This window comes from Tamlana sedimenti (assembly GCF_038148895.1).
Classification (GTDB): domain Bacteria; phylum Bacteroidota; class Bacteroidia; order Flavobacteriales; family Flavobacteriaceae; genus Tamlana.
This window is the reverse complement of the sequence record NZ_JBBVGQ010000005.1, coordinates 146,765-164,578: the sequence shown is the minus strand read 5'-3', so window position 1 is coordinate 164,578 and position 17,814 is coordinate 146,765. Positions and strand designations below refer to the sequence as shown.

Genomic DNA, 17,814 nt, shown 5'->3' with positions numbered 1-17,814 from the left:
GAATTATTTGGCTTTTAAGCTACTTTTTTTATTCGGCAGCTTCTAAATCAAAACTCGCCAATACATTAAATAAAGAGGCCTTTGTGCTGAAAAAGTTGTTTTCCAATTCTATGGCCTTTAATTTGGCATCAATGAGTTTTGATTCTCGTGAGTTTACCAAGAACAGTGAACTTTCACCCAAAAAGAATTTCCGTTCTTCAGCAGTAAGCATTTTACCGTAGTCTTCAATTATGGTGTTTGTATAGTCGTTTTGCAAAGCATAAGAATCCAATTCTTGGTTTATGGCATCAATTTTATTTTCCAGACTAATTCTGGTGTTTTGAATTTCAAATTCTGTATTCTGAAGTTTTACATTGGCCAATTTTAAATCGCCACGTTCTTTTCTTAAAAATAGAGGGATATTGATGTTTACGCCACTTTTATAAGCCGATGTGTTGAAAGACCGAGCGATATCTGGGGTTTGCGATAAAAAATTGTATTGTAAATCGATTTGCGGCAGTAGGTTGTTCCGCTGCAAACGTTTTTCAATGGTTAAACTTTTGAATTTATAGTCCAAGGATTTCAACTTGGGATGATTTTCAATATCAAAAGTTTCAATATCCAGTTCAGATGTATTAAGGGTTGTATCAATGGTGTTGTAGGTATTTGTGTCCGGTACAATGCCTTCCTTAATTTCAACGGGTGTATTGTTGTTTAGCCACAAATAGTTTGACAGTTCCAAAGATGATTTAATAAACTTAATCCGTGATTTCTCCAGATTCAACTTTCGGGTGTTCAAGGTGATTCTTGCTTCCAAAGTGTCAATGGCAGGTTTGTCTCCCATTTCATAGCTCTTTTTAATCCCGTTAAATCTTATTTCGGCATTATTTAAAAAGGCTTCGTACACCAGTTTTTCGTTGTAAGTTTTTAACCAATTGAAGTAAACTAAGGTGGCATCATATAAAATTTGATTGACTATCAACTGTCGGTCTGCCTTTGCTTGGTTTATATAAAGTTTGGATTGACGCAGCATGGCCATGCGTTTGTTGGTCAATAAACCACGTGCCACAGGAATGGAAACACCAGCACTGTATAGCCCATCGGTTGGAACAGTTGCTTCTGGGTTTAGGTATGCGCCTGAATTGTCCTCAAAATTGCCCTTAAACTCTATGCCGAACCATGTCGGGATTTTAAACGTGGCATTAAGTTTGTCGTAGTAATCCGTGTTTTTAAAAGTCTTTTGGTTATAGTCAACTTCAATTTTTGGGTCGAATGCACCTCGGGCTTTTAACAATTTAGCTTCACTTTCTGAAATAACCAAATTGGCCTGTTTCACGATGGGGTGATAGGCTTTTACGTACCCTAAATATTCTGCAAGAGTTATGACTGCGGTGCTATCTTGTGCCTTAGCCAAGCCACTTAGGAATAATATGATGCTCAAAATTAAATATCTCATTTTTTATCTTCCTTTGAAGCTGTTTTATTCATTTCTGGTTGATAGTAGTTGGGAGGGAAGCTGTTGATTTGCCTCCACAGTTCAAACCAAATGGGCACATCTTCAAGAAGCGCAATGGTTCTTGCTCCAGAGCCAACCCTAATGTCTTTTGGCCATTTATAATCTTTCTCATCTGGGGCTAATAGTACTCTGTATTTTCCATTATCACTTATAAACCGCTCAATGGCTACAATTTTTGCACCATACGTTCCATAGGACGCATTTGGCCAACCGCTAAATACTATGGCGGGCCATCCATCAAATTGTACTCTTACTTTTTCGCCAATATGTAGCAAGGGAAGGTCTATCGGCTTCACAAAGGTTTCAACTGCCAAATCGTACTGGGCAGGCATAATGCCAACAAGGTCTGTTCCTTCTTTAAATGTAACACCAACACCTCCAGTTACAGCTCGGTTGATATAACCATCTTGGGGAGCAGTTACAAATAGCAAACTGTTTCGTTTTTTGTAATTGCTAAAAGCATTTTCAAGTTTTGTTACTTGGGCTTTCGTGTCGAACTGGCTGGATTTTGCGGTAAACATATCGCTTTCTGCCTTGGATATTTTATCAGCAAATTCTGCGTTTGTTCTTGATAGTTCCAATTTGGCATTTATGGCTTCATTTTGGCTAGCCAAATATTTATTTTCTTGCGAAATTAATTTGGCTTGAGTTTCTTGAAGCTTCAGGCGTTTTTCCTCAACATCCTTAACAGCCATCAATCCTTCTGTTTGTAACGTTTGTGTTCGGTTAAACTGACGCTCTGCAATGGCTATATTGGTTTTTGCTGCCTCTAAATCTATGCTGTCACTTTTCACTTTTAGCTGTGCTTGCATCAATTTATTTTTGGCTTGCTCCAGTTTAAGCTTTTGCTCTGTTTTTAAAGCCAAAATCTGTCTGTTCAATGCTTCAACTTTTCCTTCATAGGCCATAACTGACGATGATTTGGCTTGAATCTGTTCATTTGTACGTTCAACAAGTTGGTCGTCAAAATAGTCGCTTTTCACTTCTGAAATCCTTAAAATGGTATCGCCTTTTTTTACAAAATCGCCTTCCTGTACAAACCATTCTTCTATGCGCCCAGGTATTTGCGATTGGATGGTTTGCGGACGCTGATTTGGTTTTAAAGTGGTAACCAAACCTTGTCCGGTTATGTTTTGGGTCCAAGGAAGAAAAAGCACTATCACTCCAATAATGGCGGCTGCTAATAAAAATCTATTGAAGTGTTTATAGTATTTTTTATCAATTATACTTTTTCCAGACTTAAACGTAGTTAAGTCAATCTTTTTATTTAGTTGATTGTGGGATATATTCAGCATGACTAACCTCGTTTAAATTTTATTACACCTCTATCTAAATTGATAAGTTCGCTACATTTATCAATCCATGCACTGCTACTGCTCACTACAATAAGTCCCCAAGGTCTATCTTTGTGGGTTAAGTAGTCTATTATAGTGTTTGTTTCGGCTTGGTTGAATCTGTCCAAAGCATCCTCAAGAATGAGAAGTTTTGGGGATTTCAAAATGGCACGTGCCAACACCAGTTTTTTAGATATGGTAAAAGACATTTGTTTACCATCAGGATAAAGAACCGTATTTAGCCCTTTGGCTTGGTCTTTTATGAATGGTTTTAATCCAACAATATCGAGGATTTCATATATTTTTTCGTCAGGAATTTCTGGATTTCCAAAGGTTAAATTTTCCCGAATTGTGCCTTCAAATGGAGTTTCGTCCGATAAGGAAAGGCCGAGTTGCGACCTGTAAAAGTTGAGGTGCAGGCTGTCAATGGACATGTCATTAATGTAAATATGGCCAGATGTTGATTTCATCACCCCTGCAATCAATTGAAGCAATGTGGATTTTCCGGCACCGCTTTCACCTTGAATCAAAATTCTGCTTTTAGCATTTATGGTGAATGAAATGTCCTTTAAAATCGGCTTTTCCCTATTGGAAACCTCATAACAAACGTGGTCTAATTCTATGTTCATGCCCTTTGAAAATGAAGGGCTATCGCCGTTTTGCATTTCCATTTCCATATCAACAATTTGCCCGATTTTTTCAAGTGAAGTCAATGTGTCATAGAACGATTCCAATCCTAAAATCAATTTTTCAACTGAAGCAATAACCAAAAGGATGATAATTTCGGCAGCAACAAATTGTCCAATATTCATTTCTTGGTTCAGCACCAAAGCACCACCAATCAATAATAAGCTTGCCGTTACAATCACTTTAAAACTAATCATTTGAATGAATTGTTGCATTAGTATCTTAAAGTGACTTTCTCTAGATTTTAAATACTCATCTACCAAGGCATCATTTTTTTTCATACCTAGTTGAGTGCTTCCAGATAGCTTAAAACTGGTGACCGATCTTGCTATTTCCTGAATCCAGTGGGCAACTTTGTATTTGTTTTTGGATTCTTTTAGACTGGTTTCCAGTCCTCTTTGAGCAGTGAATTTAAACACGACAAAAATAAGGCCCAATAGCAAAATACCAAATACTATAAAAAATGGATGGTAAAACGAAAGTAGCGTAAGGGCAAATAAAATTTGCAATACTGCTGTTGGAACATCGATTAAAATTTTTGACAAACTTTTTTGAATGGTCAAAGTGTCAAAAAAGCGGTTTGCCAATTCTGGTGGGTAGTAATTTCGAAGCTCCGACATTTTTATTTTCGGAAAACGGTATGCCAGTTCAAAAGACGAGCGTGTAAAGATACGTTGCTGTATGGTTTCAATTATTCTTAATTGCATCAATTGCAGAGAACCTGAAAAAGCAACGCCCACAGTTACTATGATGACCAAAATAATCCATGAGGTTGAAATCTGTGCCCCCTGAATTAAATTGATTATAGCTTGAATTCCCAAAGGTAAGGACAGAGCCACGATACCTCCAAAAATGGCATAATAGAAAATCTGGCGAATATCTCGTTTCTCTAATTGAAGTAAGCCAATTAGGCGTCTCCAGGGTGTCATTTTAGATTGCTCCATAATTTAAACGGTCAAAGTTTTTAGTACAAGGTTTTTGTAAAATTGGGTTGGGGTTATACCGACATTACAGTCGGTTATTGATATAAAATGCTCCTTCAAAAAATGCTGGTGTAAGCTGCCCTCTAAAATAGTGCTGGCGAGGCTTGATGGAAATTCGTAATTGGGGTTGATTTCTATTATCATATCTCTTAGGCGGTGCACAATGCTTTTGTAAACAACAAAATAGCCTTCTTTGTTTTCTTGGTCTACTTCTTTGGTTAAGAAGGATTTTGAGTTTTCGTTAATTATAATTCGGTTTAGAATAACTTCGTTAATGTGTGAAAAATTTGAATCTTCCTTGGTGCTTCTGGTTACAACTTCAATGGCTTTTTCAAGCTTTTTGTTTGGGTTTAGGCTGTAGGTTTCAAAAACCAATTGGTATTCAATCCAAGCCCAATACCATGACGATAAATAGAGCAATAATTTGTGTTTGCTTTCAAAATAGCGATAAATGGAACTTTCGTTTGAACCAATAACTGCTCCCAATTTTTTGAAGGTGAAACTATCAAAACCTAGTTCATCAATTAAAAGGATGCTTTGCTCAATGATGCGTTTGCCCAATGTTGAAGATTCTGGGTCTTTAACATAGATTTTATCTGGCACCGAAATTTTTAAATTAGAAAGTAAATTTTTCATAATTAAAATATATAAGCGCAAATATAATAGTAATACTATTAAAAATGAAATATAAACTATCAATTTTATTGATATAGAATCAATAAAGCCTATTGATGAAAAATTAAATGTTTCGCCTAGTGGCAGCTCATGCCATTTGAAACCATATCATAAACAGGTTCGGGAGAAATGTATGGAATGCCCAATCCCAATCCGCGAAGAATAAATAGGATACCGATAAGCACAACAAAAACAGGAATGGTTTTTTGAATACGCTGTCTAGCAGTGCCTTTTAAAAACTGACTAAAATATATGGCTGTTGTCATTAAAGGAATGGTTCCAAGACCAAAAACAGCCATGTAGATGCTGCCGTTCAATGCATTGCCACTGGCAATAGAAGCAAAAATAGCCATGTAAACCAAACCACAAGGTAAAAACCCATTAAGAAATCCAATGGTTAAAAATGTATCGGTTCGTTTTCTTTTTAGGGCATTGCCCAAAGCGGACTTTACTTTGCTAATGAGTTTGTAAATTGGTTTTGTAACGTTGTATTTGTTGAAGGTTTTTTGTGGAATCAGCACAATTAAAATCATTATTATGCCAATAATAATTGATAGTTGCTGCTGGAAACCAAAAATATAGAGACTTTTTCCAATGAGACCGAAAATCAACCCAATGATGCTATAGGCAAGCAACCGGCCAACATGGTAAATGGTGATTTGTGATAGTTTTTTAAAGTTATTTGTTCTATCAACCGGAAGCATAAATGCAATAGGGCCGCACATTCCCACACAGTGGAAACTGCCCAGCAACCCTAAAACAAATGCTGAAATTAACATATTAATAATTTATTGTTTCTTTGTACAAGTAAGATTTATCTTGGTATTTCCAATCTACTTTAATGTTCCAGCGGCCATCTACCAAACGATTGTCAGGTATGAGCAAGTATGGTTTAGACAGAGAAATTGCAGTTTCAAAGTCTAGTTGTTTGTTAGATGGCCTATATAGGAACATTTTTCCAGTAATCTTTTTATATTCTAAATCTTCAGGGAAATTAATTAGCAATCCTTCAGCAGTTTTTTCAAAACTGATGTTGGTTTCCAAATCATTGGCATTTTTCAACTTATCGATATCATTTTGGTATTTGAGCTCTTCGGCATAATAATCTTCCGTTACCAAATCATGATTGTACTTATCGCTAACGCTCATGGTAATGATGAAGTACATGATGAAGCTTATAAAACCTATAAAGGCTATTACAATTCCGGTTCCCCAATTAATTTTCATAATGTTGTTTTTTTTGTCATCCTGAACTTGTTTCAGGGTCTTATTATTGTTTTTCAGGGCATTACCCTCGTTGCTTCGGGTCGGGCTTTCCGCTATATCTTTTTCTTGTACCTTAAAAAAGGATGCCACTGCAATCCCTAATGCAACAGCCGAAAGTTTTGTTACAGCCTAAAGCCTCGCTCTTATCTATAACTACGTGGCCCTAAAAAATTGGCCGTTGTGGTTTCAATAAGTTCATCGCCTTGGTAAACACCAATTTTAATTTTATTTCTATCGCCCGACAATGCCGAGTTGTTTATTTCTATGAACAATGTACCCTCGGCAAAGCCTTGTTTCGGCACGGTTATGGTTTCAGTTGTTGATACCAATTTCAATTCACCTTTTTGGGATATTAATTTTAAGCTCACGTCCTCAATATCTTGAGTTGTTTTGTTCACCAATTTATAGGTGAATACGTTGCTTATAATGTTGTTTTCTTTATGTTCGTACAATTGTCCAGGTAACCTTAAAATAGTGGCTTCTACATCATTTCTCAAGAAAAGCATGCCAGTCAACAAACCAATTAAAATGGTTAAAACCGCTATATAGCCTTTCATTCGGGCGGTTAATCTAAAAGGAGCTTTCTTTTCAATATTATCCTCGCTGGCGTATCTAATCAAGCCTTTTGGTTTGTTGATGCTTTCCATAATATGGTCGCATTCATCAATACATGCGGTACAATTAACGCACTCCAATTGCGTGCCGTTTCTAATGTCAATTCCGGTTGGGCAAACATGCACACACTGCAAACAGTCTATACAATCACCATAGCCAAGGGCATCGCGGTCTTCATTTTTCCTGAAACTCTTTCTGCCATTTTCTGCTTCACCGCGTTTATGATCATAAGCAACAACAATTGATTTGTTGTCCAATAAAACACCTTGCAGCCTTCCGTAAGGGCAGGCTATAACACATACCTGTTCTCTAAACCAAGCAAACACGAAGTAAAATACTGCCGTAAAAATGAGCAGTGGGAACAGGGTGCTTAAATGGTTTAACGGACCTTCGGTAATGTATCTTATAAGTTTGTCGCTGCCAATTAAATAGGCCAAAAATATATTGGCAATTAAAAAGGATATCACCAAAAAAATAAACCATTTTAAAAGTCGTTTCCTTATTTTTTCGGCATCCCATTTTTGTTGGTCCAGTTTACGTTGTTTGTTTCTATCTCCATCAATCCAGTACTCGATGCGTCTGAAAACCATTTCCATAAAAATAGTTTGTGGACAAATCCATCCGCAGAAAATACGGCCAAAGGCCACTGTGAAAAGCGTAATAAACATCACGCCAATAATCATGGAAATGACAAACAAATGAAAATCTTGCGGCCAAAACGGAAAACCGAAAATATTGAACCGGCGTTCCAAAACGTTGAACATTAAAAATTGATTCCCATTTATTTTAATGAACGGTGAAAGGAACAAAAACGCCAACAAGAAATAACTGACCCATTTTCGGTAGTCATAGAATCTTCCACTGGGTTTTTTGGGGTACACCCAAGCACGATTACCTTCTTCGTTAATCGTTCCAATGGAGTCTCTAAATATTTCGTTGTCTGGGGTTTCCACTCTGTGTGTGTTTTCATTTTAAACCTGCCAGATTTTTATAATCTGACAGGTTTAGTGGTTTAGTTTGAAGTTGTTTGTTTGCTATTAATCAGCCTTAAGTGTTGCTGTAGAGTCAACTTCTGTAACCTCTATTTCTGTTATTTCAGATGTTTCTGATTTTTCTGCTTTTACTTCGTCGTTAGTCCAAAGGTCGCCTTCAGGTTCTTTGGGTTCTGTTGGCGTTGTGCCTTGAAATTGCAACACATAACTTGCAACCTGTGCAATTTCGTAAGGCTTCAAACTTTGTTTCCAAGCAATCATACCTTTACCCGAACGACCGCCTTCTGAAATGGTGTGGAAAACATTTTTTATGCCTCCGCCCAAAATCCAATATTCATCGGTTAAGTTTGGCCCTATGCCACCACCGCCATCAGCTTTGTGGCATGCAATACAATTGGTTTGGAAAATGTTTTCGCCAGCTTTTAAATCGGCTGCATCCACCAAAACTTCAACGGTATTGAAATCTACCAAATCCTTGGCTGTTTTTTTGTAATCTTCCAAGTCTAGTTTGGCTTGGGCTAGTTCAGATTCCAATTCGTCAAACTGACCTGGGCCATCAAACACATGGTATCTTAATAGGTACACGGCGGCAAAAATGATACTGGCGTAAAAACCGTACAGCCACCAGGGTGGTAAACTATTGTCCAATTCTTTTATGCCATCATAATTGTGGTCTAAAATAATCTCACCTTCTTCTTCTATTGGTTTTTGTCCTAAGAGTTTCTTGTAAATGTTTTTCAACCAAGTAAACTGGTATGCTTTCTCTTTCTCGGCCAAAAAGCGGGCTTTGGCTTCTTCATCCAATTTATGGAGCATAACGTTTTCCAAAGCGCTAACTATGGCTTCAATGGCGATTAATATGAGAAGCACTAAAAACAGGAACAACATAACGGCAGGGTATTCAACAAATGCCGGTTTTTCGCCTGAATCGATAAAATATTCTACCGCTCCAAAAATTATAAAGAATGTTACAGGAACTCTTATCCAAGATGGGAATGATCGTCTCATAATATATCGTCGTTTTGGTTGTCTAATGGAATGTTGCTAACTTTTTTTATATAGTCTTTTTTCGCAGTAAATACCCACCAAAAAAGAACCACAAAAAAGGTGAAAAAAATGAGTAGGGAAATTATGGGGTATATCTCAATCCCCGTAATGCTCTCCATATGGTTTTTTACAAATTTTAACATGATGCTTTGTTTTGATGGTTAGTTTTGTGCTGTTGCTTCTACTTTAATATCAGTTCCCAATCGCTGTAAATAAGCAATAAGCGCTGTTATTTCCCTGTTTTTCATTTCGACAAATGGTTCGCCGTTTTCAGCGGCATATTTTTTGTCCGCTTCGTAGGTTTTTGCGAAATCAGGATCACTATAAAGGTTTTGTTCTATTTGCTCTCCTTGGGTAGCCATGCTTTCTTGAGCCTTGGCAATGTCTTCATCTGAATAAGGTACGCCCAAAGAAACCATGGTTTTCATTTTGGCTTCGGTTTGCGATTTGTCCAGTTCACTTTTTATCAACCAAGGATAACGAGGCATAATAGAACCAGAAGAAGTGCTTTGTGGGTCGTACATGTGGTTGAAATGCCAGTTGTCTGAATATTTGCCTCCAACACGATGTAAATCGGGTCCTGTACGTTTACTTCCCCAAAGGAACGGATGGTCGTAAACATATTCGCCAGCTTTTGAATACTCGCCATAACGCTCTACTTCACTTCTAAATGGACGAATCATTTGTGAATGGCAGCCCACGCAGCCCTCACGGATATAAATGTCGCGGCCTTCCAGTTCAAGTGGAGTATATGGTTGAACACTGGCAATAGTTGGGATGTTGGATTTTACCATAATGGTTGGTACAATCTGAACAATACCACCAATTAAAATGGCAACCGTAGCCAAGATGGTTAATTGAATTGGTCTTCTTTCCAACCATGTATGCCATCCTTCGCTTGCAGTTCGTTTTTTGGTAACACGTTCAAGAGCTGGGGCTTCTGCCAACTCGTTTTCAACTTTACTGCCTTGTTTTATGGTAACAATTACGTTGTATATCATAATAAGCATACCTGTGATAAACAAGGTTCCACCGATGGCGCGCATCCAGTACATTGGGATAATTTCGGTTACGGTTTCCAAAAAGTTACCGTAAGTTAACGTACCATCAGGATTAAATTGTTTCCACATACTTGCTTGTGTAAATCCTGCAACGTACATAGGCAATGCATACATAATAATGCCCAAGGTGCCTATCCAGAAATGTAGATTTGCCAGTGCTAAAGAGTATAATTTTGTTTTAAATAATCTAGGCACTAAGTAGTAAATCATACCAAAAGTAAGGAAGCCATTCCAAGCCAACGCCCCTACATGTACGTGGGCAATAATCCAATCTGTAAAGTGGGCAATCGCATTTACATTTTTTAATGATAGTGTTGGTCCTTCAAAGGTTGCCATACCGTATCCGGTAATAGCTACTACCATGAATTTTAAAACAGGGTCAGTTCTTACTTTGTCCCATGCACCTCGAAGAGTCAATAAACCGTTTATCATACCACCCCAAGAAGGCATTAATAACATTATAGAAAATGTAGTACCTAAATTTTGTGCCCATTCGGGTAAAGCGGTATATAATAAATGGTGAGGTCCGGCCCAGATATAAATAAAGATTAACGACCAAAAGTGGACTATAGAAAGTCTGTATGAATACACGGGTCTATTTGCGGCCTTGGGCACAAAGTAATACATTAAGCCTAAAAACGGTGTGGTTAAGAAGAAGGCTACCGCATTATGGCCATACCACCACTGTACTAAAGCATCTTGCACGCCTGCATAAACAGAGTAACTTTTTAGTGCACTTACAGGTAACTCTAAGCTATTAAAAATATGTAGTACGGCAACTGTTACAAACGTGGCAATGTAAAACCAAATAGCAACGTACAAATGGCGTTGTCTTCTTTTTAAAATAGTACCGATTAAATTCCAGCCAAAAACAACCCAAACCAATGCAATGGCAATATCAATAGGCCATTCTAATTCAGCATATTCCTTTGATGTGGTAATACCCAAAGGAAGCGTTAATGCGGCCGATACAATAATAAGTTGCCAGCCCCAGAAGTTAATTTTGCTCAGTACATCGCTAAACATTCTGGCCTTTAACAAACGCTGTGCAGAATAGTAAACACCGGCAAAAATGGCATTACCTACAAAGGCAAAAATAACCGCATTGGTGTGCAGTGGGCGCAATCTACCGAAACTTAACCACGAAATGCCGTCGGTTAAATTTGGGAATAAAAACATAAATGCCAGCAGTAAACCCACCAGCATTCCCACAACGCCCCAAAGCATGGTCGCGTATAAGAAATTTTTAACGATTTTGTTATCGTAATGAAACTGTTGCATTTCCATAATTATAGTTGTTAATCTTTTTTGGTTAGTATTGATTTATCGGATTTTTCTTTTACCAGTTCATCTTCAAAAAGCATACGCACAGAAGGCGTGTAGCTATCGTCGTATTGCCCTTTTTTTACCGCCAGTACAAAGGCAAAAAAGAAACATACGGCCACAACAATGCTTATGGCTAATAAAATATATATAACACTCATACCTGTTTGAAGTTACGATTCAAAAGTACTTTCATACTTCTGTCCAAAAGATGACATTTGTCATATTTCATCTTTTTTTATTTATTTTTTGTTTTGGCGTTACCCTATCAGGTCGGGCTTTCCGTTTCAAGTTTTGGCTCGATGCACACCTCGCCAAAAGCTATTCACTGCAATCCCTAACGCACCTATCCGCCCAATTAGGTGCATTCCATTATTTCAATTTTTTTCCAACAATGTTGGTGCAAACAGTTGTAAATGCCACAATACTTATGGAACTTAAAGGCATTAAAATGGCTGCTACCACGGGAGACAATTGCCCCGTTACTGCAAAATAAAGCCCAATACAGTTATAAATAAACGAGAGCAAAAAACTCCATTTAATTATTTTGATGGCTGATTTCGAGACCTTGATATAATGGTACAACTGATTGAATTTTGAGGCATCCAAAATGGCATCACACGCCGGTGAGAACACATTAACATTCTCAGAAATGGCAATGCCCACATTGCTTTGTGCCAATGCGCCGGCATCATTCAGACCATCACCAACCATTAAAACATTGGCGCCTTCACTTTGATGGTACTTGATATAATCAAGTTTGTCTTGAGGCTTTTGGTTAAAGAGCAGCTTTGTTTTTGCAGGAAGCAGCTTAGTCAGATTTTCTTTCTCACCCGAGTTGTCGCCAGAAAGAATAACTAAATCATATTCTTTTTTTAGTTTATTGAACAACTTGGACAGTCCTTTTCTATACGCATTGTAAAATGTGAATTTTCCTTTATAGGTGTTGTCCGTGCTAACATGTACTGTAGTATTTAAAGTAGAAACATCATTGGAGCTTCCAACAAATGGGGCGGAACCCACTTTAATATGTTTGTTTTTGTACTTGGCTTCAATGCCTTGGCCCAAATGTTCTTGGTAGGTATCCAGGGTTAAAATATCGTGTTGGTCTAAAAGGTTGTATAAAGATCGGCTTAAAGGATGGTTGGATCCTCTCAAAGTGCTTTTCAGCAGTATTTCTTCCGTTTCGGAAAGTTCTAGACCTTCATAATCAATTTGAGTTTCTTTGTTTGCCGTTATGGTACCTGTTTTATCAAAAATAACCGTGTTTATTTTGGCCAATTGTTCAATCACATTTGCATTTTTAAGGTAAAATTTCTTCTTTCCTAAAATGCGCAAAATATTGCCAAAAGTAAAAGGTGCTGCAAGGGCGATAGCACAAGGGCACGCAATAATCAGCACTGAAGTGAACACGTTCAACGCTTTGCTGGAATCAACAAAAAACCAAAAACCAGTGGCCAAAATGGCTATGCTTAAAATGGCAATGGTAAAATGCTTGCTTATTTTGTTGGTAATGTTAGTAAACACTAATTCTTTGTCCTTTTTAAAAACATCATTGCTCCAAAGTTGCGTCAAATAACTTTGCTCAACAGATTTTAAAACATCAACCTCGATACTGCCATAAAGTTGTTTTCCACCGGCGTAAAGTTTATCGCCCGACTGTTTCGATACGGTTTTTGATTCGCCAGTTACAAAACTGTAATCTATTTGCGCATTTCCTTTTATCAAAATGCAATCGACCGGAATAAGTTCTTCGTTCCGAATTAAAAGTCGATCACCTTTTTCAATATCATAAACTTGAATCGATTCCTCTTTGCCATCCTCAGTTATTTTTGTTATCCCAATGGGGAAATAGGATTTGTAATCGCGTTCAAACGATAAAAATGAATAGGTTTTTTGCTGAAAAAACTTTCCGAGCAACAAAAAGAATACGAGGCCCGTTAGACTATCGAAAAAGCCAGAGCCCGCATCAAAAATAATTTCGGCAGTGCTTCTTAAAAACAGCACAATAATGCCCAGGGCAATAGGCACATCAATATTTAAAATTTTAGATTTTAAGCCTTTATATGCCGAAATAAAATAGTCCTGCGCCGAATAAACAACCACAGGCAAGGAAAAGGCAAACATGAGCCACCTAAAAAGCGGTTTAAATTGCTCGAGCCAAAATTCGCCAACCTGAAAATATTCTGGGAACGATAAAAACATCACATTGCCAAAGGCAAAACCGGCAACACCCAATTTGTAAATCAAAGATCGGTTTACGTGCTTTTTCCCAATACTGTAATCGTCCAAGCTAATAAAAGGCTCGTAGCCAATACTGCTTAGAAGGCCAACCAGACTTTTTAACGTTAAGGCTTCCATGTTAAAAGTTACTCTAACGGTTTTCTTGCCAAAGTTTACGGTTGAAGCGCTGATGGCTTTGTTAAGCTTGTTTAGGTTTTCCAATATCCAAATACAGGAACTACAGTGAATATGCGGAATGTAAAGGGTCACAATTTGGGTATCATCACCGTTGAACTCCAGCAATTGTTCAATAATTTTGGTGTTTTCCAAAAAGTTGTATTTGCCCTCAATATCCTTTGGTGTAGCACCTGGTGATTGCTGTAAATCGTAGTAGCAGGTTAAGTCGTTTTCCGAAAAAATTTCATAAACGGTCTTGCAGCCATTACAACAAAATGGCTTATCATCATAAATAATTTCGGAGGATGTAGCGTCTAAACCACAGTGGAAACATGTTTTATGCTCCATAAAAAATTTGCTCATTTATACCTGTGGCAAAAGTCCAAAGTAAAAGGATAAATTAATATGATAATTATCATGTTTTCATTAATTTTACCGAACTTAAAAAATAGGTATGGGTAAGTGCGAACAATGTATCATTAAACAATTCAATTCCTTAAAAGCGTTGACCAAAGAAGAATTGGTGCGTATTTCAGGTTGTAAAACAACCAGAACAATCAAAAAGGGAGAGGTGATTTTTGAAGAAGGAGAAACCATAAATGGCGTTTATTGTGTTAAGGATGGAATTTGCAAACTCTCAAAATTAAGTGAAAACGGAAAGGATCAGATTGTTAAAATGGTCGTTAAAGGAGATTTGTTGGGGCAACGTTCTTTAATATCAAACGAGAGTTCAAATCTTCAAGCAGTGGCTTTAAATGATATGGAAGTGTGTTTTATTCCTAAAAGTGAAATAATAGCTGACCTTCAAAAAAACCCAAAATTTTCATTTGAGGTGCTCAAAGAAATGGCACATGATTTAAAGGAAGCCGACGATTTTATTGTTAATATGGCACAAAAGTCTGTTAAGCAACGTTTGGCTGAAACTTTAATATACATTTACAACAGTTTTGGTGTAAATCCAGATAATACCTTGAGCGTTTTATTGTCTCGTGAAGATTTTGCCAATATTGTTGGTACGGCTACTGAATCTGCCATTAGGGTACTTTCCCAATTTAAAAAAGAAGGGCTTATTTCTACAGTTGGCAAGCAAATTAGAATTGAGGACCTAGAAGGGCTTAAGCGTGTCGAGTAGCCTTCATTTGCTTTACTTCTATTGCTATAAATAAATCTAATTATATTCTTTTAACTGTTGTATAAAAAATTGGTATTTTTATACAGCTATGACACACAAGAATACTTCAAGAAAAGGATTTGTATTTAAAACTTACGAGGCTCCCAATCAATCGCCCTTTGATAAACTTTTTGATATTTTCAAAGAGTTAATTACCCATACTTCGGGTGATTTTGATGAAGCTATTGACTGGCTACGTGAGCTGGACAAAGAGTACAACCTCACGACTCCAGATTATACCATCGACGATTTTATTGAAGACCTAAAGAAAAAAGGTTATCTCAGGGAAGAGATAGATTCTGATGGAAATGGTTCTTTGTCCATTACGGCAAAAACCGAACGGGCCATACGGCAACAGGCACTTGACCAAATTTTCGGAAAAATTAAACGAAGCGGTCAAGGTAGCCATAGAAGCAAAAGTCCAGGGATTGGTGATGAGCACACAGGGGATTTTAGGGATTACCAATTTGGTGATGCTCTAGATAAGGTGTCGATGACAGAAAGTTTGAAGAATGCTCAAATAAGTCACGGTATTGGAGATTTTACATTATCAGAAGATGATTTGGTTGTTGAAGAAACGCTTCACAAATCACAAATGAGCACGGTGCTCATGATTGACATCAGCCATAGTATGATTCTGTATGGTGAAGATAGAATTACGCCAGCCAAGAAAGTGGCCATGGCATTGGCAGAACTTATTACTACCCGCTATCCAAAGGATACCTTGGATATTTTGGTATTTGGAAATGATGCCTGGCAAATTGAAATAAAGGATTTGCCCTATTTAAAAGTGGGCCCATACCATACCAATACGGTTGCAGGTTTGGAATTAGCTTTGGATTTGCTCCGCAGAAAACGCAACACCAATAAACAAATTTTCATGATTACAGATGGTAAGCCCAGTTGTTTGCGTTTGCCGGATGGTGATTATTTTAAGGACAGCTTTGGGCTAAATCCAAAAATAGTGAACAAGTGCTATATGATGGCGCAACAAGCCCGCAGACTCCACATTCCAATCACAACCTTTATGATTGCCAAAGACAATTATTTGATGCAATTTGTTAGAGAGTTTACTTATGCTAACCAAGGCAAAGCATTTTACACAGGTCTTAAAGGCTTGGGTGAAATGATTTTTGAAGACTATGAAACAAACAGAAAAAAAAGAATTAGAGGATAAGAAATGAAAATAGAAAACATAAAAACTTTAGGCGAACTTAAGGCATCAGGATATAAAAGTAAATCCATAAAAGATGAACTTAGGGATAATTTAATCAAAAAGATAAAAAATAAAGAAGCCACTTTTGAAGGAGTGCACGGCTATGAAAATACAGTAATCCCAGAATTGGAACGCGCTATTTTATCACGTCATAACATAAATTTATTGGGGTTGCGCGGGCAGGCAAAAACCCGTTTAGCCAGATTAATGTTGAATTTATTAGATGAGTATATTCCTTATGTTGAGGGCTCAGAAATCAACGATGACCCCTTCAATCCCATTTCGCGATATGCCATAGAGTTGATAAAGGAAAAAGGAGATAAAACGCCCATATCTTGGTTGCACAGAAGTGAGCGATTTGCTGAAAAATTAGCCACTCCCGATGTTACGGTGGCCGATATCATTGGTGACGTAGACCCTATAAAGGCCGCCAATTTAAGATTGAGTTATGCTGATGACCGAGTGATTCATTATGGTATGATTCCACGGGCTAACCGATGTATTTTCGTGATTAACGAATTGCCAGATTTACAAGCTAGAATTCAAGTGGCTCTGTTCAATATTTTACAGGAAGGCGATATTCAAATTAGAGGCTTTAAGTTGCGGTTGCCGCTCGATATTCAATTTTTATTTACTGCGAACCCAGAGGATTATACCAATAGGGGAAGCATCGTAACCCCTTTAAAAGATAGGATTGGTTCACAAATTTTGACACATTATCCAGCTAATATTGAAACAGCCAGACAAATTACCGAACAGGAAGCCAAAGTGGTTGAAAACCAAAAAGCTACCGTGATAGTTCCAGATTTAGCTAGGGATTTGTTGGAGCAAATAGTTTTTGAAGCCCGCGAAAGTGAATTTATCGATTCCAAAAGTGGCGTTAGCGCACGTTTAAGCATAACAGCTTTGGAAAATTTAATGAGTACAGCGGAAAGGCGTGCTTTAATAAATGGTGACGGGCAAACTACCGTGAGGTTATCTGATTTTGTGGGAATCATTCCTTCCATAACTGGTAAAGTGGAATTGGTTTATGAAGGTGAGCAGGAGGGAGCTGCAGTAGTAGCATATAATTTAATTGGTGAAGCTGTAAAAAGTTTGTTTCCCGAGTTTTTTCCGAAAATTGAGAAACTACAAAAACAAGATGAGGTTGGGCCGTACGATGATATTGTATCATGGTTTTTCAATCAAAAGGAAGGTTTCGAATTATTGGATGATTTACATGATAAAGAATACAAAAACTTGCTTAGCGCCATTTCACCTCTTGACGATTTATTGGGTAAATATCAACCCAAGTTATCAAAACAAGATAGTTATTTTGTAAAGGAATTTGTGCTTTGGGCTTTAGTTGAGTTTAAGTTATTGAGTAAATTTAGGTTCTCTGAAGGCGTGCAATTTAAAGACCCTTATGGAAGCTTTATCAGTGGAATTTAACCATTTTCTCCATTGGCAAATTAGAACTTTGACGTTCTAATATTTCTAAATCCATATTAAAACATATCTAATTTTTGCGTTCCGATAAAAAAAGACACAAGCTTGCATAAATGTAGGT

The 17,814-nt window shown here is 37.4% G+C and carries 15 protein-coding genes; 3 read left to right on the top strand and 12 right to left on the bottom strand.

What is annotated here, in order from left to right:
• Positions 1 to 28 precede the first annotated feature (28 nt).
• The 12 genes from WJN01_RS13145 to WJN01_RS13090 form a co-directional block, all read right to left on the bottom strand.
• Positions 29 to 1,435, bottom strand: a complete 1,407-nt coding sequence (locus tag WJN01_RS13145) for a TolC family protein (RefSeq protein ID WP_445197620.1) — start codon at positions 1,433 to 1,435, stop codon at positions 29 to 31.
• Positions 1,432 to 2,790: an HlyD family secretion protein gene (locus WJN01_RS13140; protein ID WP_445197619.1), complete on the bottom strand. Its 1,359-nt coding sequence runs from the start codon at positions 2,788 to 2,790 to the stop codon at positions 1,432 to 1,434. Before WJN01_RS13140 ends, WJN01_RS13145 begins: the two co-directional genes overlap by 4 nt.
• A gap of 2 nt (positions 2,791 to 2,792) precedes the next feature.
• Complete coding sequence (locus tag WJN01_RS13135) at positions 2,793 to 4,460, bottom strand: peptidase domain-containing ABC transporter (RefSeq protein ID WP_445197618.1); 1,668 nt, start codon at positions 4,458 to 4,460, stop codon at positions 2,793 to 2,795.
• Positions 4,461 to 4,463: 3 nt separating this feature from the next.
• Positions 4,464 to 5,135: a TetR/AcrR family transcriptional regulator gene (locus WJN01_RS13130; protein ID WP_445197617.1), complete on the bottom strand. Its 672-nt coding sequence runs from the start codon at positions 5,133 to 5,135 to the stop codon at positions 4,464 to 4,466.
• 116 nt (positions 5,136 to 5,251) lie between these two features.
• Positions 5,252 to 5,953, bottom strand: a complete 702-nt coding sequence (locus WJN01_RS13125) for a sulfite exporter TauE/SafE family protein (RefSeq protein WP_445197616.1) — start codon at positions 5,951 to 5,953, stop codon at positions 5,252 to 5,254.
• A gap of 1 nt (position 5,954) precedes the next feature.
• A complete protein-coding gene (locus tag WJN01_RS13120; protein WP_445197615.1) occupies positions 5,955 to 6,530 on the bottom strand; it encodes a FixH family protein in 576 nt (191 codons plus the stop codon).
• A 53-nt stretch (positions 6,531 to 6,583) separates the two neighbouring features.
• Positions 6,584 to 8,008: a cytochrome c oxidase accessory protein CcoG gene (ccoG, locus tag WJN01_RS13115; RefSeq protein WP_445197614.1), complete on the bottom strand. Its 1,425-nt coding sequence runs from the start codon at positions 8,006 to 8,008 to the stop codon at positions 6,584 to 6,586.
• 84 nt (positions 8,009 to 8,092) lie between these two features.
• Positions 8,093 to 9,055, bottom strand: coding sequence for a cbb3-type cytochrome c oxidase N-terminal domain-containing protein (locus tag WJN01_RS13110; RefSeq protein WP_445197613.1), 963 nt, complete (start codon positions 9,053 to 9,055; stop codon positions 8,093 to 8,095).
• Positions 9,052 to 9,237: a CcoQ/FixQ family Cbb3-type cytochrome c oxidase assembly chaperone gene (locus tag WJN01_RS13105; protein ID WP_370478304.1), complete on the bottom strand. Its 186-nt coding sequence runs from the start codon at positions 9,235 to 9,237 to the stop codon at positions 9,052 to 9,054. The genes WJN01_RS13110 and WJN01_RS13105 overlap by 4 nt, the downstream gene beginning before the upstream one ends.
• An 18-nt stretch (positions 9,238 to 9,255) precedes the next feature.
• The gene (gene ccoN, locus WJN01_RS13100) at positions 9,256 to 11,442 is read right to left on the bottom strand and encodes a cytochrome-c oxidase, cbb3-type subunit I (RefSeq protein ID WP_445197612.1); all 2,187 of its coding nucleotides are present in this window, start codon (positions 11,440 to 11,442) and stop codon (positions 9,256 to 9,258) included.
• Between the two features lie 11 nt (positions 11,443 to 11,453).
• The gene (gene ccoS, locus WJN01_RS13095; RefSeq protein ID WP_445197611.1) at positions 11,454 to 11,639 is read right to left on the bottom strand and encodes a cbb3-type cytochrome oxidase assembly protein CcoS; all 186 of its coding nucleotides are present in this window, start codon (positions 11,637 to 11,639) and stop codon (positions 11,454 to 11,456) included.
• A gap of 211 nt (positions 11,640 to 11,850) precedes the next feature.
• A complete protein-coding gene (locus WJN01_RS13090; protein ID WP_445197722.1) occupies positions 11,851 to 14,226 on the bottom strand; it encodes a heavy metal translocating P-type ATPase in 2,376 nt (791 codons plus the stop codon).
• Between the two features lie 106 nt (positions 14,227 to 14,332).
• Between WJN01_RS13090 and WJN01_RS13085 the strand changes: the two genes are divergently transcribed.
• The 3 genes from WJN01_RS13085 (at position 14,333) to WJN01_RS13075 (ending at position 17,696) form a co-directional block, all read left to right on the top strand.
• Complete coding sequence (locus WJN01_RS13085; RefSeq protein ID WP_445197610.1) at positions 14,333 to 15,010, top strand: Crp/Fnr family transcriptional regulator; 678 nt, start codon at positions 14,333 to 14,335, stop codon at positions 15,008 to 15,010.
• Positions 15,011 to 15,098: 88 nt separating this feature from the next.
• Positions 15,099 to 16,226 (top strand): vWA domain-containing protein, encoded by a 1,128-nt coding sequence (locus tag WJN01_RS13080; protein ID WP_445197609.1) that lies wholly within the window; start codon positions 15,099 to 15,101, stop codon positions 16,224 to 16,226.
• Between the two features lie 3 nt (positions 16,227 to 16,229).
• Positions 16,230 to 17,696, top strand: a complete 1,467-nt coding sequence (locus tag WJN01_RS13075) for a magnesium chelatase (protein ID WP_445197608.1) — start codon at positions 16,230 to 16,232, stop codon at positions 17,694 to 17,696.
• Positions 17,697 to 17,814 lie beyond the last annotated feature (118 nt).